Origin of the sequence: Alkalimonas cellulosilytica, from assembly GCF_036325985.1 — a bacterium.
Taxonomy (GTDB): domain Bacteria; phylum Pseudomonadota; class Gammaproteobacteria; order Enterobacterales; family Alteromonadaceae; genus Alkalimonas; species Alkalimonas cellulosilytica.
Map to the genome: position 1 here is coordinate 216665 of NZ_JAUHLI010000001.1, position 26377 is coordinate 243041.

The 26377-nt window shown below is 50.7% G+C and carries 24 protein-coding genes and 4 tRNA genes; 26 read left to right on the forward strand and 2 right to left on the reverse strand.

All coding sequences use genetic code 11. The features are described 5' to 3' along the window. The 15 genes from tolA to QWY20_RS01055 all read left to right on the forward strand — a co-directional run bounded on the left by tolA (position 1) and on the right by QWY20_RS01055 (position 10984). Complete coding sequence (tolA, locus tag QWY20_RS00985) at positions 1 to 909, forward strand: cell envelope integrity protein TolA (protein ID WP_330127170.1); 909 nt, start codon at positions 1 to 3, stop codon at positions 907 to 909. 2 nt (positions 910 to 911) lie between these two features. After that, on the forward strand, positions 912 to 2261 hold the full coding sequence (tolB, locus tag QWY20_RS00990) for a Tol-Pal system beta propeller repeat protein TolB (protein ID WP_330127171.1): 1350 nt from the start codon (positions 912 to 914) through the stop codon (positions 2259 to 2261). 41 nt (positions 2262 to 2302) lie between these two features. After that, positions 2303 to 2842 (forward strand): peptidoglycan-associated lipoprotein Pal, encoded by a 540-nt coding sequence (gene pal / locus QWY20_RS00995; RefSeq protein ID WP_330127172.1) that lies wholly within the window; start codon positions 2303 to 2305, stop codon positions 2840 to 2842. A gap of 25 nt (positions 2843 to 2867) precedes the next feature. Further along, positions 2868 to 3635 (forward strand): tol-pal system protein YbgF, encoded by a 768-nt coding sequence (ybgF, locus tag QWY20_RS01000; protein ID WP_330127173.1) that lies wholly within the window; start codon positions 2868 to 2870, stop codon positions 3633 to 3635. 135 nt (positions 3636 to 3770) lie between these two features. Continuing rightward, positions 3771 to 3846, forward strand: a tRNA-Lys gene (locus tag QWY20_RS01005). A gap of 26 nt (positions 3847 to 3872) precedes the next feature. After that, positions 3873 to 3948, forward strand: a tRNA-Lys gene (locus QWY20_RS01010). A gap of 27 nt (positions 3949 to 3975) precedes the next feature. Beyond that, positions 3976 to 4051: transfer RNA gene (locus QWY20_RS01015), tRNA-Lys, on the forward strand. A 98-nt stretch (positions 4052 to 4149) separates the two neighbouring features. Next, a complete protein-coding gene (gene nadA / locus QWY20_RS01020; protein WP_330127174.1) occupies positions 4150 to 5208 on the forward strand; it encodes a quinolinate synthase NadA in 1059 nt (352 codons plus the stop codon). Between the two features lie 99 nt (positions 5209 to 5307). After that, positions 5308 to 5397, forward strand: a tRNA-Ser gene (locus QWY20_RS01025). A 211-nt stretch (positions 5398 to 5608) separates the two neighbouring features. After that, positions 5609 to 6826: a tyrosine-type recombinase/integrase gene (locus QWY20_RS01030; RefSeq protein WP_330127175.1), complete on the forward strand. Its 1218-nt coding sequence runs from the start codon at positions 5609 to 5611 to the stop codon at positions 6824 to 6826. A 6-nt stretch (positions 6827 to 6832) separates the two neighbouring features. After that, entirely contained in the window at positions 6833 to 7681 is an 849-nt protein-coding gene (locus tag QWY20_RS01035; protein WP_330127176.1) for a hypothetical protein, read from the forward strand. A 107-nt stretch (positions 7682 to 7788) separates the two neighbouring features. Next, complete coding sequence (locus tag QWY20_RS01040) at positions 7789 to 8004, forward strand: helix-turn-helix transcriptional regulator (protein WP_330127177.1); 216 nt, start codon at positions 7789 to 7791, stop codon at positions 8002 to 8004. Positions 8005 to 8014: 10 nt separating this feature from the next. After that, on the forward strand, positions 8015 to 8995 hold the full coding sequence (locus QWY20_RS01045; RefSeq protein WP_330127178.1) for a toprim domain-containing protein: 981 nt from the start codon (positions 8015 to 8017) through the stop codon (positions 8993 to 8995). Then, positions 8982 to 10574 carry a hypothetical protein gene (locus QWY20_RS01050; RefSeq protein WP_330127179.1) on the forward strand — a complete coding sequence of 531 codons (1593 nt, stop codon included), beginning with the start codon at positions 8982 to 8984 and terminating at the stop codon, positions 10572 to 10574. Before QWY20_RS01045 ends, QWY20_RS01050 begins: the two co-directional genes overlap by 14 nt. Beyond that, the gene (locus QWY20_RS01055; protein WP_330127180.1) at positions 10571 to 10984 is read left to right on the forward strand and encodes a hypothetical protein; all 414 of its coding nucleotides are present in this window, start codon (positions 10571 to 10573) and stop codon (positions 10982 to 10984) included. The genes QWY20_RS01050 and QWY20_RS01055 overlap by 4 nt, the downstream gene beginning before the upstream one ends. Positions 10985 to 10999: 15 nt before the next feature. On the opposite strand, the gene QWY20_RS01060 is transcribed toward QWY20_RS01055, so the two are convergent. Further along, complete coding sequence (locus QWY20_RS01060) at positions 11000 to 11176, reverse strand: hypothetical protein (RefSeq protein WP_330127181.1); 177 nt, start codon at positions 11174 to 11176, stop codon at positions 11000 to 11002. Positions 11177 to 11362: 186 nt separating this feature from the next. Here QWY20_RS01060 and QWY20_RS01065 point away from each other — a divergent pair, with 186 nt between their 5' ends. The 7 genes from QWY20_RS01065 to QWY20_RS01095 all read left to right on the forward strand — a co-directional run bounded on the left by QWY20_RS01065 (position 11363) and on the right by QWY20_RS01095 (position 22065). Further along, on the forward strand, positions 11363 to 12934 hold the full coding sequence (locus QWY20_RS01065; RefSeq protein WP_330127182.1) for a class I SAM-dependent DNA methyltransferase: 1572 nt from the start codon (positions 11363 to 11365) through the stop codon (positions 12932 to 12934). Continuing rightward, positions 12924 to 14225 (forward strand): restriction endonuclease subunit S, encoded by a 1302-nt coding sequence (locus tag QWY20_RS01070; RefSeq protein WP_330127183.1) that lies wholly within the window; start codon positions 12924 to 12926, stop codon positions 14223 to 14225. Before QWY20_RS01065 ends, QWY20_RS01070 begins: the two co-directional genes overlap by 11 nt. A 293-nt stretch (positions 14226 to 14518) precedes the next feature. Further along, positions 14519 to 16279, forward strand: a complete 1761-nt coding sequence (locus QWY20_RS01075; protein WP_330127184.1) for an McrB family protein — start codon at positions 14519 to 14521, stop codon at positions 16277 to 16279. Then, positions 16279 to 17592, forward strand: coding sequence for an McrC family protein (locus QWY20_RS01080; RefSeq protein WP_330127185.1), 1314 nt, complete (start codon positions 16279 to 16281; stop codon positions 17590 to 17592). The genes QWY20_RS01075 and QWY20_RS01080 overlap by 1 nt, the downstream gene beginning before the upstream one ends. A gap of 14 nt (positions 17593 to 17606) precedes the next feature. Then, positions 17607 to 20738 (forward strand): type I restriction endonuclease subunit R, encoded by a 3132-nt coding sequence (locus QWY20_RS01085; protein WP_330127186.1) that lies wholly within the window; start codon positions 17607 to 17609, stop codon positions 20736 to 20738. A 39-nt stretch (positions 20739 to 20777) separates the two neighbouring features. Further along, complete coding sequence (locus QWY20_RS01090) at positions 20778 to 21758, forward strand: Abi family protein (protein ID WP_330127187.1); 981 nt, start codon at positions 20778 to 20780, stop codon at positions 21756 to 21758. 124 nt (positions 21759 to 21882) lie between these two features. Next, positions 21883 to 22065, forward strand: coding sequence for a hypothetical protein (locus tag QWY20_RS01095; RefSeq protein WP_330127188.1), 183 nt, complete (start codon positions 21883 to 21885; stop codon positions 22063 to 22065). A 250-nt stretch (positions 22066 to 22315) separates the two neighbouring features. On the opposite strand, the gene QWY20_RS01100 is transcribed toward QWY20_RS01095, so the two are convergent. Next, positions 22316 to 22669, reverse strand: a complete 354-nt coding sequence (locus tag QWY20_RS01100; protein ID WP_330127189.1) for a hypothetical protein — start codon at positions 22667 to 22669, stop codon at positions 22316 to 22318. Positions 22670 to 22826: 157 nt separating this feature from the next. Here QWY20_RS01100 and QWY20_RS01105 point away from each other — a divergent pair, with 157 nt between their 5' ends. The 4 genes from QWY20_RS01105 to QWY20_RS01120 all read left to right on the forward strand — a co-directional run bounded on the left by QWY20_RS01105 (position 22827) and on the right by QWY20_RS01120 (position 26315). Next, complete coding sequence (locus QWY20_RS01105) at positions 22827 to 23465, forward strand: hypothetical protein (protein ID WP_330127190.1); 639 nt, start codon at positions 22827 to 22829, stop codon at positions 23463 to 23465. Continuing rightward, entirely contained in the window at positions 23462 to 24145 is a 684-nt protein-coding gene (locus QWY20_RS01110; RefSeq protein ID WP_330127191.1) for a hypothetical protein, read from the forward strand. The genes QWY20_RS01105 and QWY20_RS01110 overlap by 4 nt, the downstream gene beginning before the upstream one ends. Beyond that, positions 24142 to 24891 (forward strand): hypothetical protein, encoded by a 750-nt coding sequence (locus tag QWY20_RS01115; RefSeq protein ID WP_330127192.1) that lies wholly within the window; start codon positions 24142 to 24144, stop codon positions 24889 to 24891. The genes QWY20_RS01110 and QWY20_RS01115 overlap by 4 nt, the downstream gene beginning before the upstream one ends. Positions 24892 to 25064: 173 nt before the next feature. Further along, positions 25065 to 26315, forward strand: a complete 1251-nt coding sequence (locus tag QWY20_RS01120; RefSeq protein WP_330127193.1) for a DUF418 domain-containing protein — start codon at positions 25065 to 25067, stop codon at positions 26313 to 26315. The last annotated feature ends 62 nt before the right edge of the window (positions 26316 to 26377 follow it).

Sequence of the window (26377 nt, forward strand, 5' to 3'; positions counted from 1 at the left end):
ATGATGCAGCCGGAGTTTAAAACAGCTTTGAAGAAGTCGCTGTTGCTCCATGTTGGCTTTGTGCTTATTTTGGTGGTCAGCAATTTTGCACCAGGTCCCAGTCTTGAGCCTACGCCGGTGAGTGTGACTGCCAGTTCAGCCCCGGCCGCGCCTATTGAAGCCGTTGCCATTGACCAGCAGCAATTTGATCAGCGTGTGCAGCAGCTGCGTGAGCAACGTGAGCAGGCTCAGCGGGCTGAACAACAACGGATTGCTGAACTGGAGCGCCGTGCCCGGGCTGCTGAGCAAGCCCGGGCTGAAGAAGAACAGCGTATTCGTCGTTTGGAGCAACAACGTCGTCAACAAGACGAGGCCGCGCGCCAGGCGTCTGCGGCAGCCGCCGAGGCAAGACGTCAGCAGCAGCAAGAAGCTGAGCGGGCCCGTCAGGCCGAGCAGCAGCGTCAGCAGGCGGAGGCAGAGGCCAGAGCCGCCGCTGAACGGCGTCGTCAGGAACAAGAAGCTGCCGAGCGAGCCGAAGCCGAACGTCAGCAACGTGAACGCGAGGCGCAGCTGCGAGCGCAGCAGGAGCGTGAGTTGCAGGAGCGGTTAGAGCGCGAAGCTCAGGCAAGGCAGGTTGCACGTCAGCGTCAGACGGTGACTGAGGTGGAGCGTTTCACCGCCATGATCCGCGATCGCATTCAGCAAAACTTGCGGGTCGATGAGCGGATGCGCGGTCGACAGTGCCGCATCAATATCCGACTGGCAAGTAATGGCTTTGTTACCAACGTCAGCGTGGTGAATGGTGATCAGGTGGTGTGCGATGCGGCTATGCGGGCAGTTGAACGGGCAGGAACCTTACCGGTATCGCAAGATCCGGATGTGTTTGAGCAACTGCGGAATATTAACTTAACGGTGATCCCAGAATTTTGATTATGAGAACCTTTATCCAAGCCAGTTTCGTTCTACTCTTGCTGCTTAGCTTGAATGCACAAGCGCGCAGTGCCCTGGAAATTGTTATTACTGAAGGTATTGACTCAGCCCGGCCTATTGCTGTGGTACCGTTTCGTTTTGAAGGCGTGAACCGCCCAACCGAAACCATTACCGAGGTGATCGCGGCCGATTTGATGCGCAGTGGTCAGTTCAACCCCATCCCAACAGTACGGATGCCACAGCAACCACATCGTGCCAGTGACGTGGATTATGCCGCCTGGGCCAAAGAAGGCGTGGAGCATCTGGTCATTGGCACCATTCGCGAAGCTGGACCGGATCGTTACACGGTATCCTTTGAATTAATTGATGTGGTTCGCGGTAATGCAGGGTTAAGCCGGCAAATGCTGAATCAGGGGCAACTGGTGCAAAGTCAGGAGCATGTGCTGGAAGCACGGGAAACGACCATTAGCGGCAATCAGGTTCGGCAGTTTGGCCATCGCATCAGCGACATTGTCTATGAGCGCTTAACCGGTACCCGTGGTGCTTTTTTGACCAAAATAGCCTATGTGTTGGTGCAGCGTGATGCTGAGTTTCCGTTTCAGCTGGCAGTTGCCGATTACGATGGTGCCAACCAACAGATTTTGTTGCGTTCACGTGAGCCTTTGATGTCACCGAGCTGGTCACCGGATGGCACCAAGCTGGCTTATGTCACCTTTGAGCAGCGTCAGGCGCAAATTGTGATTCAGGATATCTATACCGGTCGTCGCAGTGTACTTAGCAGCACGCCTGGCATCAATGGTGCGCCAGCCTGGAGCCCGGATGGCCGGAAAATGGCCATGGTATTGTCGAAAGATGGCAATCCGGAAATCTATGTGATGGACATTGCCAGCAGAGAACTCACCCGTATAACCAACCATCGTGCGATCGATACCGAGCCAGCCTGGTCGCCTGATGGCAGAGAAATTATCTTCAGCTCGGAGCGAGGTGGAAATCCGCAACTATATAGCGTAAATTTACAAACTGGAACTACAAGGCGGTTGACTTTCGAAGGTGAGATGAACCTGTCTGGCACTTTTACGCCGGATGGCCAGTCCATTGTGATGGTGAATCGTACCCGAGGACGTTACCAGATTGCCCGGATGGATCGACAGACCCGCTTTATGCAGGTTCTGACTACCACCAGCCTGGATGAGTCCCCAAGCATTGCCCCGAATGGGTCTATGGTGATTTACAGCACCATGCATGGGTCGAAACAGGTGTTGGCATTGGTATCTATGGATGGTCGTTTTAAAGCCCGGTTACCAGCTGCGGAAGGTGAAGTGAAATCACCAGCCTGGTCACCATTTTTATAACAATGAAATTCAATCATTCAATCTACTAAGGATATGTTGCTATGAACGTACATCACGCGTTAAAGGGGATTTTAATCGCTTTGCCAATCCTGACACTGGCGGCTTGTAGTTCCACGTCGCAAACCAGTGCTTCAGACGCTGAGGCTGAAGCTGCCCGCCGTGCTCAGATGGAGCGCGATGCGGCGGTACAGGTTGAGCGGGCCGAGCAAGCGGTGACACCGGCTGAGCGCGTTCGTCAGCAGATGGAAGCACTGCGCCAGGAAAATGTGATTTACTTTGATTTTGACCGTTCCACCATCCGCCAGGAGTTCGTAGAAAGCCTGCGTGCTCATGGTGAGTTCCTGCGCAACAACCCATCGGTGCGTGTGACCATTGAAGGCCACACCGACGAGCGTGGCACGCCAGAGTACAACATTGCATTGGGTGAGCGTCGTGCTCAGGCTGTGGTACAGTATCTGCAAAACCTGGGTGTACCAGCCAATCAGATGCGCACTGTAAGCTATGGCGAAGAGCGTCCGGTTGATATGTCACGTACCGAAGCAGGCTTTGCGAAAAACCGTCGCGCTGTATTGGTGTATTAATTCCTGCTAAGAGAAGCGTTGTACAATGAAAAAAACCATGATCGTGCTGGCTAGTCTGCTCTCTGCAGCTGCCATTGCCAATCCGGCTCCGGTTTCTGATATCAGTCGGAGTCGGGGGGCAGTATCTACAGCGGCAAGCGGTAGTATTGAGCAGCGGCTGGAGGCCTTGGAGCGGGTGGTAGAAGCTCGTGCCAATGCGCAGCTTCGGATGCAACAGCAGCTGGAGCAGTTGCTGGATGAGGTCTCGGAGTTGCGGGGGCAAACAGAACTGCACAGCCATCAATTGGAAGAAATTGTACAACGCCAACGTGATATCTATCAGGAGATAGAGCGTCGCATGGCAGCGGGCCCTGCACCTGTGGCAACACAGGTGCAGACCAGCATTGAGCCAGCGACCACGCCATTCTCTTCCGATGTCTCTGAAAATGATGCTTACGATCGTGCGGTACAAATGGTATTGCGTGATCGGCGTTACGATGCAGCCATCACCGAGTTTGAACGTTTCCTACAGCAGTACCCCAATTCAGTCTATGCCGCTAATGCCAATTACTGGCTGGGGGAGTTGGTGCTGCGTGATAACGAGTTATCCAAGGCCAAAACCTATTTTCAGCGGGTGGTGCAAAACTTTGCAGACAGCAGCAAAGTGCCGGATGCACTGTTTAAGCTGGGTCAAATTGCCGAGCGGGAAAATAACCTGAATGCCGCCAAAGGGTATTATCGTCAGGTGGTGCAGCAGCATCCGAATGCACCGGCTGTGCGCTTGGCACAGGGCCGGCTCGATAGCCTGAACTAGGAAAAAAGGTTACTGTGCTGTTGTCATTTTCAGCAAGTTGCTTTCAATTTAAGCGTTTGGCAGCAGCAACCGGTATTTTTTTGTTTTTTTGGTTGCACTGACGCCTGAAATCAGTAAGATATGCGTCCGCGGCGAGGGTCATTAGCTCAGCTGGTAGAGCAGTGGACTTTTAATCCATTGGTCGATGGTTCGAATCCATCATGACCCACCACCGCCTCTTTTTGATACATCTGAACTGGGTCATTAGCTCAGCTGGTAGAGCAGTGGACTTTTAATCCATTGGTCGATGGTTCGAATCCATCATGACCCACCAGGTTCAGTTTGTCAGATATCCCTTAGTGGGTCATTAGCTCAGCTGGTAGAGCAGTGGACTTTTAATCCATTGGTCGATGGTTCGAATCCATCATGACCCACCACTTCTTGTTTTTTAGCCTAATCCGCACCGCAAATTTTGTCATTTCCCTTGCTCTCAAGGTATAATGCCGGCCCTTTATCGGTAACGAAGACTGGCACGATGGAACAAAGTTTGTATTTCGACGAACAGCAGTTTGTTTTTCCGCGCAAGCCTATGCCGCTGCAACCGCAGCAGGCTGCAGAGTACAAGGCGCGTATTAAAGCCTTATTACAACAGCACAATGCCGTCTTAGTGGCGCATTACTACACCGATCCTGAAATTCAGGCACTGGCAGAAGCAACCGGCGGTTGCGTGTCCGACTCGCTGGAAATGGCCCGCTTTGGTAAAGAACATCCGGCCGATACGCTGATCGTGGCCGGTGTACGCTTTATGGGTGAAACTGCCAAAATCCTAAGCCCGGAAAAAACTGTGCTGATGCCAACCCTGGAGGCGACTTGTTCGCTGGATTTAGGTTGCCCGGCCAAAGAGTTCTCCGATTTTTGCGATGCGCATCCGGATCGGGTGGTGGTGGTCTATGCCAATACCTCCGCCGCGGTTAAAGCCAGAGCCGATTGGGTTGTGACCTCATCCATCGCTCTGGATGTGGTGGATTATCTGGACAGTCAGGGTAAAAAAATCCTCTGGGGACCGGACAAGCACCTTGGCGCCTACGTGCAAAAGCAAACTGGTGCCGACATGCTGCTATGGAACGGGGCCTGCATTGTGCACGACGAGTTCAAAGCCAAAGCGCTGTTGGAGCTGAAAAAGCAGTACCCCAATGCCGCGGTCTTGGTGCACCCGGAATCACCGGACTCAGTGGTGCAACTGGCCGATGCGGTCGGTTCCACCAGCCAGCTGATCAAAGCCAGCCAAACGCTGCCTAACGACACCTTTATCGTCGCCACCGACAAAGGCATCTTTTACAAAATGCAGCAGCAGGCACCCGGTAAGACCTTTATCGAAGCACCAACCGGCGGCAATGGCGCCACCTGCCGTAGCTGCGCGCACTGCCCCTGGATGGCGATGAATGGCCTGCAAGCGATTGAAGAAGCCCTGGTCAAGCGCGAAGGGCATGAAATCTTTGTCGATGACGCATTACGCCACAAAGCCTTGCTACCACTGGATCGGATGCTGAACTTTGCCAAAGAGCAGCAGGTTGCGGTGAAGGGCAATGCCTGAACTGGTTAATTTGCCAGCAGAAAACAGCGAAGCAACAGATAACTGTTGCAACAAAGCCGCTTTTTACCTAGTATAGCGGCGCTCGCTACGGCGAGTATCGGAGAGGTGGCTGAGTGGCTGAAGGCGCACGCCTGGAAAGTGTGTTTAGGTTAACCCCTAACGAGGGTTCGAATCCCTCCCTCTCCGCCATATTTAAGACTAGCCTGGTCCAAATAGGCACAGAACCCCGCGTAACTGCGGGGTTTTTTGTTTCCATACGGTCTAGATTGGTCTATCTTAAACCAACAGGTACCACCAATTAATGGGGGTACGGCTGGGGTAACAGCGGTTTGTTCTGCTTTGTGTACCCCCAAACGGTGTTGGAGCCCCCGCACAACAGGGGGTATCAGGAGGATCGACCATGCCATTGACTGTGCTGCAGGTAGAAAAAGCCAAACCCAAAGAAAAAAATTACAAACTGACCGATGAAAAAGGGATGTTTCTTTTGGTCACCAAAGCCGGTGGCAAGTACTGGCGTCTAAAATACCGCTACGATGGCAAGGAAAAAGCACTGGCCATTGGCACCTACCCAGATCTCAGCCTGAAGGATGCGCGTGAAATCCGCGATGAGGCTCGGAATAAAATTGCCAAAGGCATCGACCCTTCAGCAGAAAAGCAAGCTAGAAAAAAAGCCAGCACCTTAGCCGCCGAGAATAGCTTTGAATCTGTGGCACTGGAGTGGTACCAGGTGCGCATGTCGGATAAAAGCGATACTCACCAAACCCGAACCAAGAGCATGCTCAAAACCTACTTGTTTCCTTACATTGGCCGTAAGCCGGTGCATGAGATCACACCCATGATGATGTTGGATGTGCTTCGAAAGGTGGAAGATAAAGGCATCATAGAAACAGCACGCCGGGTGAAGCAAACAGCCAGCCAGGTTTTCCGCTATGCCGTTGTGACCGAACGTGCCCCCCATGATCCGACTTCAGACTTGCGTGGTGCTTTAAAGACCCCTAAGAAAGGTCACTACTCGGCACTGACAGAGCCAAAGCAGGTAGCGCGATTAATGTTGGCTATTGATTGCTTTGATGGCACCTATGTCGTCCAGGCTGCGCTTAAGTGCTCTGCATTGTGGTTTTGCCGCCCGGGTGAGCTCAGGCACCTTAAGTGGAGTGAAGTGAACTGGGCTGACAATCGCATCGAGATCATTGCTGAGAAAACACACCAAGAACACATTATTCCACTCAGCCGGCAGTCCAGGGAAATTCTTGAATCACTGCAACCGGTTACTGGGGATAGCCAATACGTGTTCGCATCCCCCAAAACACGTAGCCGCCCAATCTCTGAGAATGCGATACGCAGTGCGCTTCGTTCTATGGGATTTACGAATGAGGAAATGACAGCACACGGTTTCAGAGCTACGGCCAGAACTTTGCTGGATGAGGTGCTGAATTACCGGGTGGAGTGGATTGAGCAGCAGCTGGCGCATTCCGTCAAAGATGCCAACGGTCGGGCCTACAACCGCACCAAACATTTGCCGCAGCGCTTTGAAATGATGCAGCGTTGGGCCGATTATTTGGACGAGTTAAGAGCTGCAGCTGTTGCTGGCAACGTGATTACTGCTCAATTTGGATAATTAAACATGGTCAAATTAGCTGAAATCCCACCAATGCAATACTTTTCGTTAGTTCGTGCAGCCAAGTTACTTTCAATAGAAATTGACGACTTAGCCCACCTGCTAGAAGTCGGAGTCATTTGGCCTATGGTACGAATTGAGCAGTATCAGCAAGGAGCTATGTTGGTCAGCCAGCAAACCATAGATGATGCATTGGATTCACATAAATACTGTCTATTTTTGCCTTCATCTGGCATTGGCGTTGTGTCTAATCTCAAATTAGATGATTGCTATGATGAATTAGCAGTTAGTGAATTGAGGCCGCTGTACCTAAACAGGTTATTCCCTTTCCGGGGTGATGAGCTAAAAGAAATTTCAGTATATATTTCTGGATATTGGATGGCATCAAAGTACTACGTCAACTTTGTTGATGGCTTTGCTTCTTCACTTGCGGTCAATGAGGTTGAATCTATCTTATTGGAGGAGTCAGAATTTAATTTTAAAAGAGCTGGCTTCGAAGTTGACATCGAGTTTCCTGAAATTCAGTTTCATAATGTTTTTCTTTCAAGAGAGAACGTTTTAAAAATTCGGGATGCGATTACTAAAGGTGAAGTTTTAGATAGTCATTATGTCCTCGAGCGGGGGTTTATTCAGAAATACTCACCAGCTCCAACAGCAGTAGAAAAGCAAACTTACAAGCAAGCTGCCATGATTAAAGGGTTAATTAGCCTCCTACCTTCAGTTGAACCCGACTTATTAAAAAGTCCACACAAGCTCCACACAAAACTGGATCAGTTATTCAGAGATGCAGGAGTTAGTTATCCGGTTTCAGATGGTAAAACCCTGAAAGATTGGATGGAGAAGGCGGATAAATAGATCGGAATTTTTATCAACCAATCGGAGTTTTACATAACTCCGATACAGGTTTAGCGCGAATTTGCAAAATAGCCCCTGTCATCCACAACAAGCCAAAGGGGGCTACCATGACACAACCTCATACCACACCACCACGTTTACTGCGTATGCCGTCCGTGCAAGATCGGGTCGGCTTATGCAAGGCGAGCATCTACAACCGAATCAAAGACGGCACCTTTCCAAAACCAGTGTCACTGGGCGGGAAGAGTGTTGCCTGGCTGGAAAGCGACATCAACCAATGGATTGCAGAGCGTTGCCAAGCTGCAAACCAAGATGCTGCCTAAGGAGATGATCATGAGTGACCATAAAAAACGCCCGGCTGCATCCGGGCGTCGGGGTGAATACATCTCAAGGAGTTCTGTTCAGCATTCACCGTACCAGTTTATACCAGCTGATTCCATTTGCCACGCCTTTTCACAGGTGTTTGGCCAGGTAGATCACGACTTTGCCTGCGACGGCAACTTGCACCGTTTGGACGACCCAACCGGCAAGACAGGCAACAAGGCTTGTTGGTATGTTAGCGAGCATGATTCAGGTGTATTTGGCAGCTGGCGCGAAGGCGTGATTTACCGCTATAAGATGATCAAAGTTGATCGCAAAACCGAATCGGACCCGCAGCAACAAGCAAAGCACAGGGCATTGTGGCAGCAAAAAAAGCTGTTGCGTGAACAAGAGCGCATCATGCTGCAAGCTAAAGCCCAGATTAAGGCTCAGCACCTTTGGACGCAGGCAACGCCGGCAATTCAGCACCCATACCTGCTGCGAAAACAACTTCCTGCTCTTAACCTGCGACAAGCCAGCAACGCACTTGTGGTACCGCTTTTTTATCGTGACAAGCTATGCAACGTACAGTTCATTACAGCCGACGGTCAAAAACGTTTCTTAAAGCATGGCCGTGTGCAGGGTGCTTTCTGCCCGCTGGGTACTGAGGATGCAACCGAGCGTCTGCTGATTTGCGAAGGCTGGGCCACTGGGGCAACGCTGCATATGCAGTATGATCTGCCCATCGCATGTGCCATGTTTGCAGGCAACCTAGTGCATGTAGCACGGGAGTTGCGCGCGCGTTATCCCAAACGGCCAATCGTGATCTGTGCTGATGATGATCGTCAATCACAGCGAAATGTTGGTCTGGCATCAGCAAAGCATGCAGCTCAAGTCATTGCTGCGAGCTGGGCGAAACCTACCTGGCCAGATGACGCACCAACCAATCTGACCGACTTCAACGATCTTTACCTTTGGATGCTGCAACAAGGGGGTTGCCATGAGTGCTACTAAAATCAGCCTGCTTCCGCCGCTTGATCCAAAACCCATCGAGGTGGAGGAAACGAAGTCGTTGCTTGATCAGATATTGCAGGATGCGCTGGCTCAGTTCGAACTGTTTCATGATCAAAACAAAGAATGCTATGCCAAAAGTCTAAGCACTGGCTTGGTGTGGCGACTGAACAGTCGTGCTTTTAGGGATGAAATTTCCACCACCTTTTATGAGCAGCACGCCAAAGCCCTGCGTGCACAAACCCTTGCCGATACCATTGCACAGCTTAGTGCATTGGCACGTTGCAAAAACATCATGAGGGAAGTGCATCAGCGTGTCGCCAAGCACGATGGCAAATACTACTTGGATCTATGCGAGGCCAATACCACCAGAGCCATTTGCTGGCATGCCGGCGGCTGGGCCATCGTATCGCACCCACCGGTAGAGTTTGTGCGAAGCGATGCCATGCAACCCCTGCCTATCCCAACATCAGATGCATCGCTAGATGCACTGTGGAAGCTTTGCAATATTCCGCTATCGAAACAGATCTTTGTGATTGCCTGGATCATCGATGCATGGCGACCTGATACGGTGTACCCCGGCCTGGAGTTGATCGGTGAGCAAGGCAGTGGCAAAAGCACAACAGCAGAAATTATTCGCATGTTGGTGGATCCGAATGCATGCAATTTGCGCAGTGCACCCAAGTCAAAAGAGGACGTCTTTGTCACCGCAGGCGTCAATCATGTTGTGGCTTATGAAAACTTAAGCCATCTGTCGGGAGAGATGCAAGACAACCTCTGTGTTTTATCCACCGGTGGCGGGCATGCCAAGCGCAAGCTCTACTCGGATGCTGATGAGCACGTGATCAATGTAAAACGGCCCTGGATACTCAATGGCATCTCTGCATGCGTCACGCAGCAGGACCTGGTGGATCGGGTGATCAGCATTGAGTGCCCGGTCATCAAAAGCCGTATTGCCGAGCGCGAGCAAAAGCTGCTTTTAACTCAGCAGTTGCCTAAGATCTTGGCTGCGTTATTGGATATTGCCTGCAAAGCCGAAGCCCATATAGCCAAGGTGCTGATCCCGGCAGAAAAGCGGCCAAGACTCTTGGAGTTTTGCCAGCTGGGCATGGCCATTACCAAGCACATGCATAAGGATGAGCAGAAATTTTTGACACTGTTTAGTCAAGATCGGCAAGAGTTGATCAGCCGGGCAATAGAAACAAGCCCAGTCTGCGCTGCATTGATTGAGTTGATGGTACACGAAACCATGATCGAAGCACCGCTATCAATCATACTCAGCCGCCTTAAAAGGCCAGAGTACTGTGACAGCTGGCCAAGGTCGCCAAAAGGGCTAGGCGATTTACTCAGGCGCAATGCACCGGCATTACGGCAATGTGGTATTCAGTGCAAATCACTGGGAAAAATAGGCAGCCATGTGCATTGGCGTATCAGCAAAATGAGAGAGGATGCAAGTCTTGCAAGTCGTGATGTCGTCAAGGATCAAAACAACGCCAAGCACGACAAGACGACATGCACGACATTGTCCGGTACAAGTTGTTTGCAGGATGATGCAACACAAACCTGGGAGCAAACGCTATGACTGCCTACCAATTGCTCATTCAACTTCAACAAACAGGCATTCAGTTGTATCTGGAACCTGAAGGCAAGCTAAGAATGGTAGCCGAAGCACCACCAGATGCCACTGTCATTGCTGCGGTTGCAGCCAATAAAACAGAGCTGTTGGATCTGCTGCATACAGCACCTCTGCAGGAGCTCTTGCAGTTGCTGGCGCCGGCGCTGTGCTCAGACAGGGCGAATACGACTTTCGCTGCAGGCTGCTTAACTGGCATGAAAAGGGCAGAGCAGGTGCAATGGATACAGCAGTACCAGGCAACCTATCAGCATCATTTTGCCAGTGAGCCATGCTTGGTCAAAAAGGAAAACGCCGGAACCTTTGCAGCTAATCATTGGTTACGCACAAGGCTAGGGAGCATAATGCGTGAACATTAGCATACGTCTGTTGGCTTATTCGTTACTGTCGAACAAGCTAAGTTGCACTGGAGGGCAGGCGGCGTCAGCTGCCTGCATTGCATGCTGCAGTAATTTCCGAAAAGCCATGCTTGATGCCGCAGTGGCCTGCTTGGTTTTCAGCGCTCGCAAATAGGCAATTTCCTCGTCATGATTCAGCGGTTTGGTTGCCATAGCATTCTCCTTCAGCTCAATAGCAAACAGTATAGGTCGGTTTCTGGGCCATGCCAGTTCAACACAAACCACCCACAACTAGCCCTCTGTTTCTAAATGCGTTAAATTACCTGCAGAACCCTGGCAGCCTTGCCAACCAACACGATAGTGCGTGCGCGATGCACGACATAAGGACATACCCCAACCATGCTGCAAGACATCAAGAAAACCCTGTGGGCCACGGCCGATAAACTGCGCGCCAATGTCGATGCCGCCGAGTACAAGCACATTGTACTGGGGCTGATTTTCTTAAAGTTTATTTCCGATTCCTTTGCCGGCCGCCGGGCCGAGCTGTTAAAGCGCTTAAAGGATCCAAGCGATGAGCTGTATTTTGCCGATGCCAGCGAAGACGACTTAGCGGCAGAGCTGGAAGATCGCGATTACTTTAAAATGGTCAACGTGTTCTGGGTGCCAGAGAACGCGCGCTGGGAATCGCTGCGCGCCAATGCCAAGCAGGCCGATATTGGCAAACGGATTGATGATGCCTTGGCCGCCATTGAGCAGGAAAACCCGACCTTAAAAGGCATCCTGGATAAACGCTATGCTCGTTCACCACTGCCGGATGGCAAGCTGGGCGAGTTGGTGGATATGATCTCGACCATTGGTTTTGGTGAAGACCAAAGCAAAGCGCGCGATATTTTAGGCCAGGTGTACGAGTACTTTTTAGGGCAGTTTGCCAGTGCCGAGGGTAAGAAGGGCGGCCAGTTCTATACGCCGCAGTCGATTGTAAATACCCTGGTCGCGGTGCTGGACCCACACCAGGGCAAAGTATACGACCCCTGCTGCGGTAGCGGCGGTATGTTTGTGCAATCGGAAAAGTTTATCGAAGCGCATGGCGGTAAGCTCGGTGATGTGTCGATTTACGGCCAGGAATCCAACCCGACGACTTGGCGCCTGGCAGCCATGAACCTGGCCATTCGCGGTATCGATTTTAACTTAGGCCGCGAGCCGGGCGATACCTTCACCAAAAACCAGCACAGCGATTTGCGTGCCGATTATATTCTGGCCAACCCGCCGTTTAATATCAGCGACTGGTGGCACGGCAGTTTAGAAGGGGACCCGCGCTGGCTCTATGGCACACCGCCGCAGGGCAATGCCAACTATGCTTGGCTGCAGCACATGCTGTATCACCTAAAACCCAATGGCCGAGCTGGTATTGTGCTGGCTAATGGTTCGATGAGCTCCAGCCAAAATAGCGAGGGCGAAATCCGCCGTGCCATGGTCGATGCCGATGTGGTGGAAGTGATGGTGGCACTACCGGGCCAACTGTTCTTTAACACCCAAATACCGGCCTGTTTATGGTTCTTAACCAAGCAAAAGCAGCAGCGTAAAGGCGAAGTGCTGTTTATCGACGCCCGTAAACTCGGCAAGATGATTAGTCGGGTGCAAAGCGAGCTGGACCAAGCCGCTATCGACCGTATTGCCAATACAGCAAAAGCTTGGCGCGGTGAAGACATGACCGGCGTGGAAGGCTTTGAACAAGGCTACCAAGACATCCCCGGTTTCTGCCGCAGCGTGCCGCTTTCAGAGATTGCCGAGCATGGCCATGTACTCACACCAGGCCGCTATGTTGGCGCGGAAGAGGTTGAAGATTGCGACGAAGCCTTTGCCGATAAGATGACCGCTTTAACCGAAAAGCTTGGTGAACAAATGGCCAAGGGCGCAGAGCTAGACCAGTTAATTCGCCAGAAGTTAGGAGGGCTGGGGTATGAGTTCTGAGTGGAAAACGTTAACTTTGTCTGAAATTGCCCTGAACGGCAAAGAAGGATTAGTTGATGGACCTTTTGGCTCAGCGTTACCGGCTGATTCATACAAACCTTCTGGAGTGCCTGTAATTCGAGGAAGTAATTTAAGTCGAGGAGAAGTCCGTTTCAAAGGAGACGAGTTCGTTTTTGTTAGCGAGGAACTTGCGCAAAAGCTTACGAGAGCGACCTGTATTCCTGACGACATAGTTTTTACAAAAAAGGGCACTTTGGGCCAAGTCGGAATAGTCCCTCATGTTCCTCACACAAAGTATCTTCTATCTTCAAATCAAATGAGACTTAGGGTGAATAGAGATTTGGTTCGTCCTGACTTTGCTTATTACTATCTGTCTCAAAAGTCTTCAATAGATAAAATCCTCAGAGATTCTGAACACACCGGTGTTCCTAAAATTAATCTTGCTTATTTACGATCATTCCGAATTACAGTTCCACCGCTTGCAGCTCAAGATTTAATTCTCTCAGTTCTGAAAAACTTAGACTTACGCATAGCCCTACTACGCGAAACCAACGCCACCTTAGAATCCATCGCCCAGGCGCTGTTTAAATCCTGGTTTGTCGATTTTGACCCGGTGCACGCCAATGCCGGCACCCAAGCCCCCAGCTTACCACCCGAGATACAAGCGCTATTCCCTTCCCGCCTGGAGGAATCCCCGCAGGAGTTAATACCGGAGGGGTGGGAGTGGGTAAGCCTAAAAGAAGCAACTCAGATTTTTGATTCAAAGAGAGTTCCTTTATCAGGACAAGACAGAGCTAAACGTAAAGGGCCATATCCGTATTATGGTGCTGCATCTCTAATGGATTGGGTTGATGATTACATATTCGATGGGGTTTATTTATTGATGGGTGAAGATGGCTCTGTTGCAGACAAAAATGGTTTTCCAATTACCCAGTATGTCTGGGGAAAAATTTGGGTCAACAATCATGCCCATGTACTCCAAGGGAAGAATGGTATTTCTACTGAACATCTTATGCTTGCAATAAAGGGTGTAAATATACAGCCATACATGACGGGCGCCGTTCAAGCCAAGCTAAGCCAATCAAACATGTGGCGAATTCAATTTTTAATGCCAACTAAGCCCGTTGCTGAATCTTTCGCAAAGCTTATTGAGCCGCTATTTATAAAGATCCGTGCTAATTCTGAACAAGCAGTGACGCTAGCTAACCTTCGCGACACCATACTTCCTCGCCTAATCTCCGGCCAATTGCGTTTGCCAGATGCTGAAGCTGCCGTCGCGGAGATGGTGTGATGCCAGTCAGTAAGAAGGGGTTTAAAAGGTTTTTAAGAGAACTAAAAAATGAGCATGGCGAAGCACGGTATACGTCTAACACTGTAAACAGCTATTACTCAGGGCTTAATCATCTTGCGCATAACCTGAAAGTTGATATTTGGCAGCTTACAGATGCTGAAAAGTTGCAAAATCTTGTTACTGACTGCAGCCCTGCAGGTCAGTTCGCGATGATTGGTAACTACGGTAATGGCACCGCCTTTAATGCCCTGAAGCAATGGATACAGTATGTTGAGAAAGAGGAAGGCTCAAATATGACGAAGTGCTACTTGCTTACCTGGAACCCTGAAAACTTTAAAGAAGGTGGGGATGCCGGAGTTAAAGCGGGTATTCCCACCCGTTGGAGCTGTCATAGCCAACAGCCAAAAATAGACGATCGTATCTATTTAATTCGGCTGGGTGTAGAGCCAAGAGGAATTGTTGCATCAGGCACTGTGGTGCGAGAATCCTTTGCTGATACCGATTGGCGGGATCCAAGCAAAACCAAGCGCTATATTGAAATCCTACCCGATGAAACCCGGTCCAACCCTGAGCAAGGTATGCTACCAATTGCTGCACTAAAGCAGCTTAATGCTAAGCTTGCGATTCAATTCAATTGGAGCCCACAAAGTTCTGGTGTTGAAATTCCATCCGCTGTAGCTACTTTGCTGGACGCTGTGTGGCGCAGCCAGGAGATGCCGAATATGCCTGCACCAAGTCAATTGATGACAACACCACTGAACCAAATATTCTTTGGTCCACCGGGTACCGGCAAAACCTTCGTCACCATTGAAGCCGCAGTAACGGCCGCTGAGCCCGGTTTTGTTTGGAAAAGCCGGGAGCAGCTAAAGGCACGCTACGACGAATTGGTTCATGCAGGCCGCATTCGCTTTGTTACCTTTCATCAAAGCTACAGTTATGAAGACTTTGTGGAAGGGTTGGCCGCCACATCCACCGACGGCAAGATCAGCTACGAAAAAAAACTGGGCGTGTTTCGCAAGTTAGTCAATGCTGCCCGAGAGTACCGCACAACCGAAGTGCGTAAAGCCAGCGATTCTTTTAGCGACTGTTGGCAGGCATTTATTCAGCAACTGGATGAATCACCAGCAGGGGTTTCGATTAAAACCAAGCGCTCGCAGTTTGTGATTACCGAGGTAGAAGACAACACCATTCGGTTTGATAAGAACCAGGGGAACTCAGTACATACGCTGGCGCTTTCCACCGTGCAGGCTGTGTTTGAAGGCCAGCGCATGGTGCATGGCGGCTTGCAGCCTTACTACGATGCTTTAATTGCGCATATTCGTGAGCTGGGCCAACAGTTAAGTGCCACCGAGGTGGTTCGGCAGAACTACGTGCTGGTGATTGATGAGATCAATCGCGGCAATATCTCCCGCATCTTTGGTGAGCTGATTACCTTAATTGAGCCATCCAAGCGCATTGGTGCGCCAGAAGCCTTAGAAGTAACCTTGCCATTGACCGGCGATAAGTTTGGCGTACCGGACAACCTCTACATCATCGGCACCATGAATACGGCGGATCGGTCGCTGGCCGGGCTGGATTTAGCCCTGCGCCGCCGCTTTACCTTTGTGGAAATGCCGCCCCAGCCAGAGCTGTTAGACGATGTGGATGTGGAGGGTGTGAATATCGGTGCGATGCTTCGGGTAATGAATCAGCGCATCACTGCCTTGCTGGATCGTGATCACTGTATTGGGCATGCCTATTTTATGCCGTTGTGTGATAACCCAAGCCTGCCATTGCTGACGGATATATTTGCCCAAAACATCCTGCCACTGCTGCAAGAGTACTTCTTTGAAGACTGGCAACGCATTCGTTGGGTCTTGGCGGATCAATCAAAACCAGCGGACTTCGCGTTTATTGTCAGTGATGAACAGATGGATGCGCAGCAACTGTTCCCTAATGTACCGCAGTTTAAATCGCGTGAATGCTGGCGCTTAAATACCGCTGCATTGCAGCAGGCTGAAGCCTATCGCCGCATATACCAAACGGCCGGGCCCGTAACGGAGCAAGAGGCCTAATGCAACCGGTCGTGGTGCGTGAATATGCACGCTTAACCACAGCACCATTGGCGCAAAACACGCTGGATGCGGCGCATATTGCGCCATCGGCTTTTAACTGGCTGGTGAAGCTGGGCCAGCAATTTAAAGCCAACGGTTTGCAGTTGCTGCAGCTCGATGATCAACAGTGGCTGCGACTGGACAATTACGTCGGTGTGTTGGAATCGCCTTGTGGCCAGGTGATTGAAATATTGCCCAAGCACCGGGTTGAGAGCGAGTGCAAACAAAGTGCCCGCAAGCTGCTGCGTAAGCTGATTTTAAACGCCATGCAACTGAAGCAGCGCGAAACCGAGCAGACCGACATCGAGCGTTTTGATGCGCCTTTGCCGGAATGGTTAATGGCGCAGTTTTTAACCGAGCTGGATGCGCTGGTAAAACGCGGCATGCGCTTTGACTACCAACGGGTAGAAGAGCCGCAACGCTTTTTGCGTGGCCAATTGGATGTGGTGAAACAACTGCGCCAGCCAGCCGGGCGCGCGCATATCTTTCATATCCGCCACGACATTTTTACCGCCAACCGGCCAGAAAACCGCTTGCTTAAAGCCGCTTTGGTTAAAGTGTGCAAAACCACCCAAGACAACGACAACTGGCGCTTGGCGCATGAACTGCAAAGCCTGTTGCATGAGTTGCCGGCATCAAACGATGTGCAAAGCGATTTTAAAGCCTGGCAAACGGATCGCTTAATGGCGCATTACCAGGGCATAAAGCCTTGGTGCGAGTTTGTGCTAAGCCAGCATGTGCCTCTTGCCGTGCAGGGGCAGTGGCAGGGCATAAGCATGCTGTTCCCGATGGAGCGCTTATTCGAAAGCTACGTGGCCGCTAAGCTTGATGTGGCCGCACAGCGCATGCCGGGGATGCAAGGCCAAGTAAACACCCAGCTGTCCAGCAAGTTTCTGTGCACCCACCAAGGTAAAAGCTTCTTCCAGCTAAAGCCTGACTTGCAACTTAAACTGGGCGATGAGCGCTGGATCCTGGATACCAAGTGGAAGTTGTTGGATGCATCCGACCGCGAAAACAAGTATGGCCTAAGCCAGCAAGACTTTTACCAGCTGTTTGCCTATGGCCAGTATTACCTGGGCGGTGCAGGCACCTTGGTGCTGATTTATCCGGCTTGGCAACGATTTACCGCAAGCAGTGAGCTCGGTGAGTTTTACTTTAACGATCAGCTTCGATTGCTGGTGCTTCCGTTTGATTTGGAAGCAGAGGAATCGGCTAAAAACTTGATTTTAAAGCTACAACAAGGTATCAAACATAAGTTGCAACTGCACGGTTGATTTAGGGACGATGCATGACAGAAGACCAGTTAGAACAGGAAGTACTGGGGTGGTTAAGCGAGGTTGGCTACACGCCGGTAAATGGCTACGACATCGCCCCTGATGGCCCGACCGCCGAGCGTACCGACTATGTGCAGCCGTTGCTGCTGGATCGCCTGAGCGCGGCCATTACCCGACTTAACCCCCATATCCCTCTGGTTGCCCGTGATGACGCCATCGCCCAGTTAAAAGAGCTGGGCATACCGGCGCTGTTATCCGCCAACCGCCGCTTTCATAACCTACTGCTTGGCGGTGTGCCGGTGCAGTACCAAAAAGACGGTGAAACCCGGGGCGATTTTGTCCGGCTGATTGACTGGGAAAACAGCCCCGGCAGCAATGAGTTTTTAGCGGTCAACCAATACAGCCTTAAAGGCCCGAAGCACTCGCGCCGGCCAGACATCATTCTGTTTATCAACGGCTTGCCACTGGTACTGATTGAGCTGAAAAACCCGGCCGATGTGCATGCCGACATCTGGAAAGCCTTTGATCAAATCCAAACCTACAAAGAACAAATCCCCGATGTGTTTCAGTACAACGAAATCCTGGTAATCAGCGACGGCTCGGAAGCGCGTATGGGTTCGCTCTCGGCCAATGCTGAACGCTTTATGCAGTGGCGCACCATTGATGGTGTAAACCTGGATCCGCTGGGGCAGTTCAATGAACTGGAAACCATGGTGCATGGTGTTTTTGCCCCCGAGTACCTGCTGGATTACCTGCGCTTCTTTGTGCTGTTTGAAGACGACGGCACGCTGGTGAAAAAGATAGCCGGTTACCATCAGTTTCATGCCGTGCGTTCGGCCATTCAGCAAGTGGTTGCCGCTTCGCGTAGCGATGTGCAGGCCCAGCAAAAAGGCAAAGGCGGGGTGGTATGGCATACCCAAGGCAGTGGTAAAAGCATCACCATGACTTGCTTTGCTGCGCGGGTGATGCGAGAAGCGGCGATGGAAAACCCAACCATTGTGGTGATCACCGACCGCAACGATTTAGACGGCCAGTTGTTTGGTGTGTTTTCGCTGGCGCAGGATTTACTGCGCGAGCAACCGGTGCAGGTGGATACCCGCCAAGACTTGCGCGAAAAACTGAGCAACCGTCCTTCGGGCGGTATTGTGTTTGCCACCATCCAAAAGTTTGCCCCGGGTGCGGATGAAGACAAATTCCCGGTGCTGTCGACCCGGCACAACATCGTGGTGATCGCCGATGAAGCGCATCGCACCCAGTATGGCTTTGACGCCAAAATCAAAGTAAAAGAGCGGTTGAACGAAGCGGCTGAAACGGCCGGCAAATACAACGTGTTTCAGGTTGGCTATGCCCAGCATTTGCGTGATGCCTTGCCCAATGCCACCTTTGTTGCCTTTACCGGCACGCCGGTATCCAGCGAGGATCGGGATACCCGCGCTGTCTTTGGCGACTACATCCACATTTACGACATGCAGCAGGCGAAAGAAGATGGCGCTACCGTGGCCATTTACTACGAATCGCGCCTGGCGAAACTCAGCTTGAAACAAGACGAGCTGCCGCAAGTTGACGATGATGTCGATGAGCTGGCCGAGGACGAAGAAGAAGCACAGCAGAGCAAGCTGAAAAGCAAGTGGGCAGCGCTGGAGCGCATTGTAGGGGCCGAGCCGCGTATTCGGCAGGTGGCACAGGATTTAGTAGCACACTTCGAAGAGCGAAATACGGCACAGCAGGGCAAAGCCATGGTGGTGGCGATGAGCCGTGAGATCTGTGTGCACCTGTACAACGAAATTGTGGCACTACGGCCCGAATGGCATGATGATGACCCGGAAAAGGGAGGGGTCAAAGTGATCATGACCGGCTCAGCCAGTGACAAAGCGTTGCTGCGGCCACACATCCACCCCAAGCAGGTGAAAAAACGGCTGGAAAAACGCTTTAAAGATCCGGCAGATCCGCTGCAGCTGGTGATAGTGCGCGATATGTGGCTTACCGGCTTCGATGCTCCCTGCGTGCACACCCTCTATGTCGATAAACCGATGAAAGGCCACAACCTGATGCAGGCCATTGCCTGGGTCAACCGGGTGTTTAAAGACAAGCAAGGCGGCCTGGTGGTGGATTACATTGGCATTGCCAACGAGCTTAAAGCGGCCCTGAAAGAATACACCGCCAGCAATGGCCGTGGTAAGCCGACGGTGGATGCAGCCGAAGCCTGGTCGGTACTGGAAGAAAAGCTCGATGTGCTGCGCGGCATGCTGCATGGCTTTGACTACAGCGACTTTGCCACCAGCAGCCACAAACTGATTGCCGGTGCTGCCAACCATGTGCTGGGGATCAAAGACGGCAAAAAGCGCTTTGCCGATACCGCCCTTGCTATGAGCAAAGCCTTTAGCCTGTGCTGCACCCTGGATGAAGCCAAAGCCGTGCGTGAAGAAGTTGCGTTCTTGCAAGCCATCAAAGTGATGCTGACCAAGCGCGACATCAGCGCGAAAAAACGCAGTGACGAAGAAAAAGAACATGCCATACGCCAGATCATCAGCCAGGCGGTGGTATCCGATGAAGTGGTGGATATTTTTGATGCCGTCGGATTGGAAAAGCCCAACATCGGCCTGCTGGATGATGACTTCTTAAACGAAGTGCGCAACCTGCCCGAGCGCAACCTGGCGGTGGAGCTGTTGGAGCGGTTATTGGAAGGCGAAATTAAAACCCGCTTTGCCAGCAATGTGATCCAGCAAAAGAAATTCTCTGAGCTATTAAGCAACGTGGTGTCCCGCTACCAAAACCGCAGCATTGAAACCGCGCAGGTGATGGAAGAGCTGGTCGAAATGGCGAAGAAATTCCGCGAAGCCGCCAAGCGAGGCGACGACCTGGGCCTGAGCGACGATGAAGTGAAGTTCTACGATGCCCTGGTCAACAACCAGGCTGCCGTATTGGAGCTTGGCGATGAAACACTGAAGAAAATCGCCCACGAGCTCACCGACAACCTGCGCAAGAACATCAGTATCGACTGGAGCAAACGCGAAAGCGTCCGCGCCAGCCTGCGCTTAATGGTGAAGCGCATCCTGCGTAAGTACAAGTATCCGCCGGATATGGCAGATGATGCAGTGCAGTTGGTATTGCAGCAAGCAGAGGCGCTTGGGGAAGAGTGGGTTTGATGACTGTATTACCAGATTGCATAATAAGGGCGACCATATATGGCTTATAACCGTCCATGGCTCAGTTTTCAGCAACAACTTGAACAACTCAAACAGCGAGGTATGGTAGTTACTGACGATGCTGCAGCCTTAGATTATTTGCAGCGGATAGGCTACTACCGTTTAAGTGCCTATTGGTATCCGTTTCGTCATTTTAGGCCAGAGCAATGCCCTGCAACAGGTTTGACTGAGGTTAAAGCGCAGAACGATTTTGTCGATAACACCCAGTTTATTGATGCGGTTAATCTGTATTTGTTTGATAAAAAGTTACGCTTGTTGCTTACTGATGCGCTAGAGCGAATTGAGGTGTCACTTCGTGTTGATATTGCTTACTTGCTTGGAAAACGTGGAACCTTTGCGCATGTTGATGTTAAGCAATTTCACCCAAGCTTTGTGCGCAAACCGATGAGAGGCAGCAACAAAACAGCTTGGGAGTTTTGGCTGGATAAATATCAAGGGTTAGTAAGCCGGTCTAAAGAAGATTTTGTGCGCCATTACTTGGTTAAGCACGGTCCTGAATTGCCAATTTGGGTTGCGGTGGAGGTATTCGATTTTGGTGCTTTATCGCAGTTAATCAGCATGATGAAGATGAAAGATCAGCAAACCATCGCAGAAAAATATTGTGTGGCAGATTGGCAGGTGTTTAAAAGTTGGATTTTCGCTCTGAGTTATTTAAGGAACTTAGTAGCGCATCATAGCCGGTTGTGGAATCGTAATATCACAACAAAACCAAGCATACCTGCAGCTGATGACGCACCGTGGTACGCGTCATTTCGAAGAAACGAAGACTTATTGAGTAAGCCTTTTCTGTTGTTAGCTATAACACGCCAGTTTATGCAGTGCATTTGCCCGAATACGGAGTGGAACGCGAGATTACAGCGACATTTATTGACCTTTCCAGAGCAATACTCTGATAAAAAGCTATCTTTGAATAGTGTTGGTGTTGCTGCGAACTGGTTGGATTGGTGGGATTCAAAATAAGAACCCCAGCGTAAGTTGCAAGCAACCAAGAGGCCGGGGTCGTGTTAGTAACTACTTTAGTTGTACAACGGTGCGAAGTCAATAATTAGTTGATTGAATCGAAATCAGCATAGCTGGGTTGATTATGAACAATACAGGTGAAGAAAACACAGTAACAACAGAACGGAAATTCGAATCTATCTCTGACTTTTTTCTAAATGCAACTGAAGAGCAAAAGCGTAAGGTATTTTTATCCGTGCTGCAGCAAGCCAACAATGCCCAGCGTAAAGTGATGGAGCAGTCTGCACAAAGCAGACAAAAGCGCTAGTTTAAGGGGTCTTTTTGGGGGTTCCTGCAACTAATGAGATTTAAAATGCCTTTAAAGTTAGATTGTTAAGGCCTTTCTTCGAGAGGCTCCCTCGCCATATTCAAACAAAAACCCCCTAGCGCGAGCTAGGGGGTTTTTGTTTGACTGCGGAGCAGGGCTGTGCCGCGCGATTAGTTTGAGAAATTGCGCAGGGTAGTTTGAGAAATGCCAGGTATCCAGATCGCAGGGTAGTTTGAGAAAAGAGCAGGAGTTACCTGCTCTTTGCTTTTGTGATGATTAGTGCTGTGTTTGCATCGTGGGCGCTGATGTGGGATGCGCAGTGTGCAGCTGCATCGAGTAGCAGGGTGATGGCTTCATAATGCTCCTGACCGGTTTCATCCATCCTGTAGGCCAGTTCTTTGGCACTGAATAGCAGTGACTGGGCTTCTCTACGCTCTGCTGGTGGCAGGGCATCGATCATGTCCTGAATCACATCCATGCGGTTCATAACCGATTGCTTACTGTTTAAAAAGCTCAGAATATTAAACCCCTGAATCAGGCTCTTAAACAGCTTTCTGATATTCTTTGATTGACTCATTAATTGACTTTCCATGACCACCGGCACTGAATCACACCGGAAGTTCTGGAAAAAATTTTCTGTTAAGTTGGCAGTCGTTCCGACGCTATGACTTAGTACAAAGAATTAAGTCTTGACTTTTTACTGTACATAATTCAAAGTTGTCCCGCGTCCTAGGACGTAGGACTTCCAGTTGGTGGTGAAAATGAAAAGTCAAGATATTGTCGTGCTCTTCAAAATAGAGTCGCTCACACAGCGCTGGATCAATCCCAATCGGTATAATGTAGACTTGCTTGTACCACATGCTTCGTCTATCGATTGGCTGGGCGATGAACTTCTGCATAACGATGCTCCACCTGCAGCCTTCACTGAAAGTCTTTTTTCCGTAAGAGCCTTAGAGCAGGACTCGGGGATCAGCAAATCTCAAGTTAGCTTAAGTCTGAAACGGATGTTTGACGTCGGCTTGGCAAAAGCTGATCGTAAAACAGGCTTACCCAAAGCCAACACTCGGGCACTGCTTGAATTTATCGCATACGGTATCCAATACGTTTTTCCAGCAAAAGAAGGCGAAGTTACACGTGGGATTGCCACATCCATTGCTGCGCCGGTTCTGCAAGGTAAGTTAATGACATCTGGCGAGCTTGCACCCATCTGGCCTTATTACAAAGGGCAGACTAAAGGTGTGGCCGTTCAGCCTTTGCACGAAAACATCTTCGCCGCCATTCGAACAGATGATTTAACATACGCGCTATTGGCGCTGACAGATGCTGTTCGGATAGGCCATTCAAGGGAGCGCAGTATTGCTATCGATATGATGCGTAAACTGTTGCGGGTAAGCTCATGAATAAGATCAATTTCCAAAGAGAGATGTTAGTCCAGGTGGCCACTGCTCTGAATGAATTGCTACCCCAGGTCGTGTTTATCGGCGGGTGTACCACCGGGCTATTTCTAACCGACGACTTCACCAAAGAGCAGGTTAGGTATACCGATGATGTTGACTTAATTGTGCATGCTGGAAGTTTTGGTGCCTGGGCTCAACTCGCTGATCGCTTGCGGCAATTAGGCTTTCGTGAGTCAATGGAGCAGGATGTTATTTGCACAATGATGCTCGGGCAGCTTAAAGTCGACTTTATGCCGGATGATGCCAGCATTCTTGGGTTCAGCAACCGTTGGTATCGTGATGCGATGGCAACGGCCCGGGATTTTACGCTGACCGAGGCGCTTACTATTAAGCTTGTGGATCCAGTTTATTTTGTGGCCACCAAGCTTGAGGCGTATTTAGGGCGAGGGAGCGGTGATGCGTTATCCAGTCACGATATTGAGGATTTGATTAATATCTTTGATGGACGCGAAGAAATTGTTGCTGAGATCAACGCGGTTGACGGGGAGCTTAGAGACTTTATTCGAGTTCAGCTTCAAGCGCTGCTTGAAGATGCAAACTTTGAGTATGCCGTGCAAAGTGCGACAGGGAACAATAGGGCGCGGGAATCGCTAATTTTTGAGCGCATTGAGGCCTGTTTATGAGCGCAGCAAATATCGCTCAGCCTGAAGGTTTTATCGCGTTGCCGGGATCTGCTCAACCGCATTATGACGATGCGACGGTGATGTTTCGCTTTAAAGATCTCTTGTTGCTCGCAATGTTTGATATCTCAACATTACGCCCCTTACCAAAAGAAATGTTATTAACGACCTTTAAAGCCTCTGTCGATGATGCGATAGCCCGCTCTGAACTGACTACAACACCAGTCTCGTTATTAAACACGTTGCAATGCTTTGCTGGAAAGCTTAATGAGCAGCCCCACGGGGGATGTGTCAGTATCACGGTGGCGTTTATCAATACGCAGCGAGTGTGGGGGTATTGTGCCGGTGATGTGAGAATGGGCTATGTGCTAGGAGGGGCTCTGAATTGGCATTCGCCCGTTCATACCGCGGCGAATGTTTTTGCACCCTTTACAGACGAGCTCAAGTTTTCAGCGGGCCGGCATATCTTGACGCGGTGTTTAAAGCTTCATCGTACTTTTGAGCCTGAGTACTTTCAATTCGATCTACGTGACGATAGCCAGATTGTGTGTGCGACGGATGGGTTTTGGTGCGATCCACAGTGGGGCAATACGCAAAGCCTGGTAAGTGAGCCATCCCAACACCCCATTGATGATTGCACGTGTCTGTGGTTCAACCCGAACGCATTATTGGCTAAAACAGTGCCGTCACTGGCACACAGTGAGCTGCAATTTTTCACGCAATACGACCACCTTCAGATCTGCACCTAGTACGAAGAAATAGCAGCTCAACCTAGCTGCATTTTACTCAAAGACATCTCCTCTGATTGCCGAGTAGGGCGGTCCCGGTTCGAACCTTTACCCTATTTACTTCCAACAAATCTAAGCTATCTTCAATACACCGAACCCTTTGGCCGGCAGCCCTGCATGGATTGGCTACTATCATGACAACCCCGACAACAGACTTCCCCAGCCCAGTAGCACTGGCTGAGCGCATGCTGGTCCTGGATGCAATCCGTGGTTTTGCGCTCTTTGGCATTTTAATGATGAACATCGAGTTTTTTCAGCGGCCTATTCAGGCACTGATGCTGGGGTTTAACTCCGAGCAAAGCGGGCTGGATTATGCGGTGGCCTGGTTGTCTTTTACCTTTGTTCAGGGCAAGTTTTATACGCTGTTTTCCTTGCTGTTTGGCCTTGGTTTTATTGTGTTTATTGACCGGGCCAGGCAAAAAGGGGCGGCGGCCACTGCCTTATTTCGTCGCCGTTTGTGGGGGCTGCTGGCCATTGGTGTGGTGCACCTGCTGTTGATCTGGAGCGGCGATATACTGCACTTGTATGCCCTGGTCGGGTTTTTGCTGTTGTTCTTTGTGAATACCTCAGTAAAGCGATTGTGTACTTGGGCTGCGGTGCTATTGCTGATGCCTATTCTGCTGATTTGGCTTGGGACTTTGGCCCTTGAAATGGCGATGCAGGTGCCAGAGGAAGCTGCAAAACTCGAAGCTGGTTTTGCCGCCGATAAAGAAAAGTTGCTGGCAGATATCGCCCGGGGAGATTTGCTTTACGCAACCGGTGGGTATTGGCAACTGGTGCAGTGGCGGCTCTATGAGTTTCAGGCCATGTACATCAGCCCTGCGTTGATGATTTTTGTGCCAATGATCCTGGGGATTTTTTTGCTGGGTGCTGGGCTTGCGCGCACTGGCGTTTTGTCGGATCCGGCGCAGCACAAGCAGTTTTTCTGGCGGCTGATGTGGCTGGGGTATGGCATTGGGCTGCCATTAGCGCTGGTGTGGGGGTTCTATGGCACTGAGGTGGAGATGGTGGCCCCGAGTATCCGTAATGCGGTGCTGATGACCTGCCAAAACCTGTCGAATCTGGCGCTGTGCCTGGCTTACCTGGCGACATTGGTGAATCTGTCCCTGCATAAAAGCCGCGTGATTGGCTGGCTGGCGCCAGCTGGCCGCATGGCGCTGTCTAATTATTTACTGCACTCCTTAGTATTTACCCTGCTGTTTTACGGCTATGGCTTTGGGTTTTATGGTGAGCTGGGCCGTGCTGCGGCAACCTTGTTGGCCTTGTTGCTTTATGGCTTTCAACTTTGGTTGAGTGGCTGGTGGCTGCAACGCTACCGCTTTGGGCCAATGGAGTGGCTCTGGCGCTCATTGACCTATGGTAAGCGCCAGTGGTTTCGAATTTGACCGATGTAACGCCGTAGTCTGTTGATTCCCATCAATTTAAATATGGCACGCTCTATGCTTTA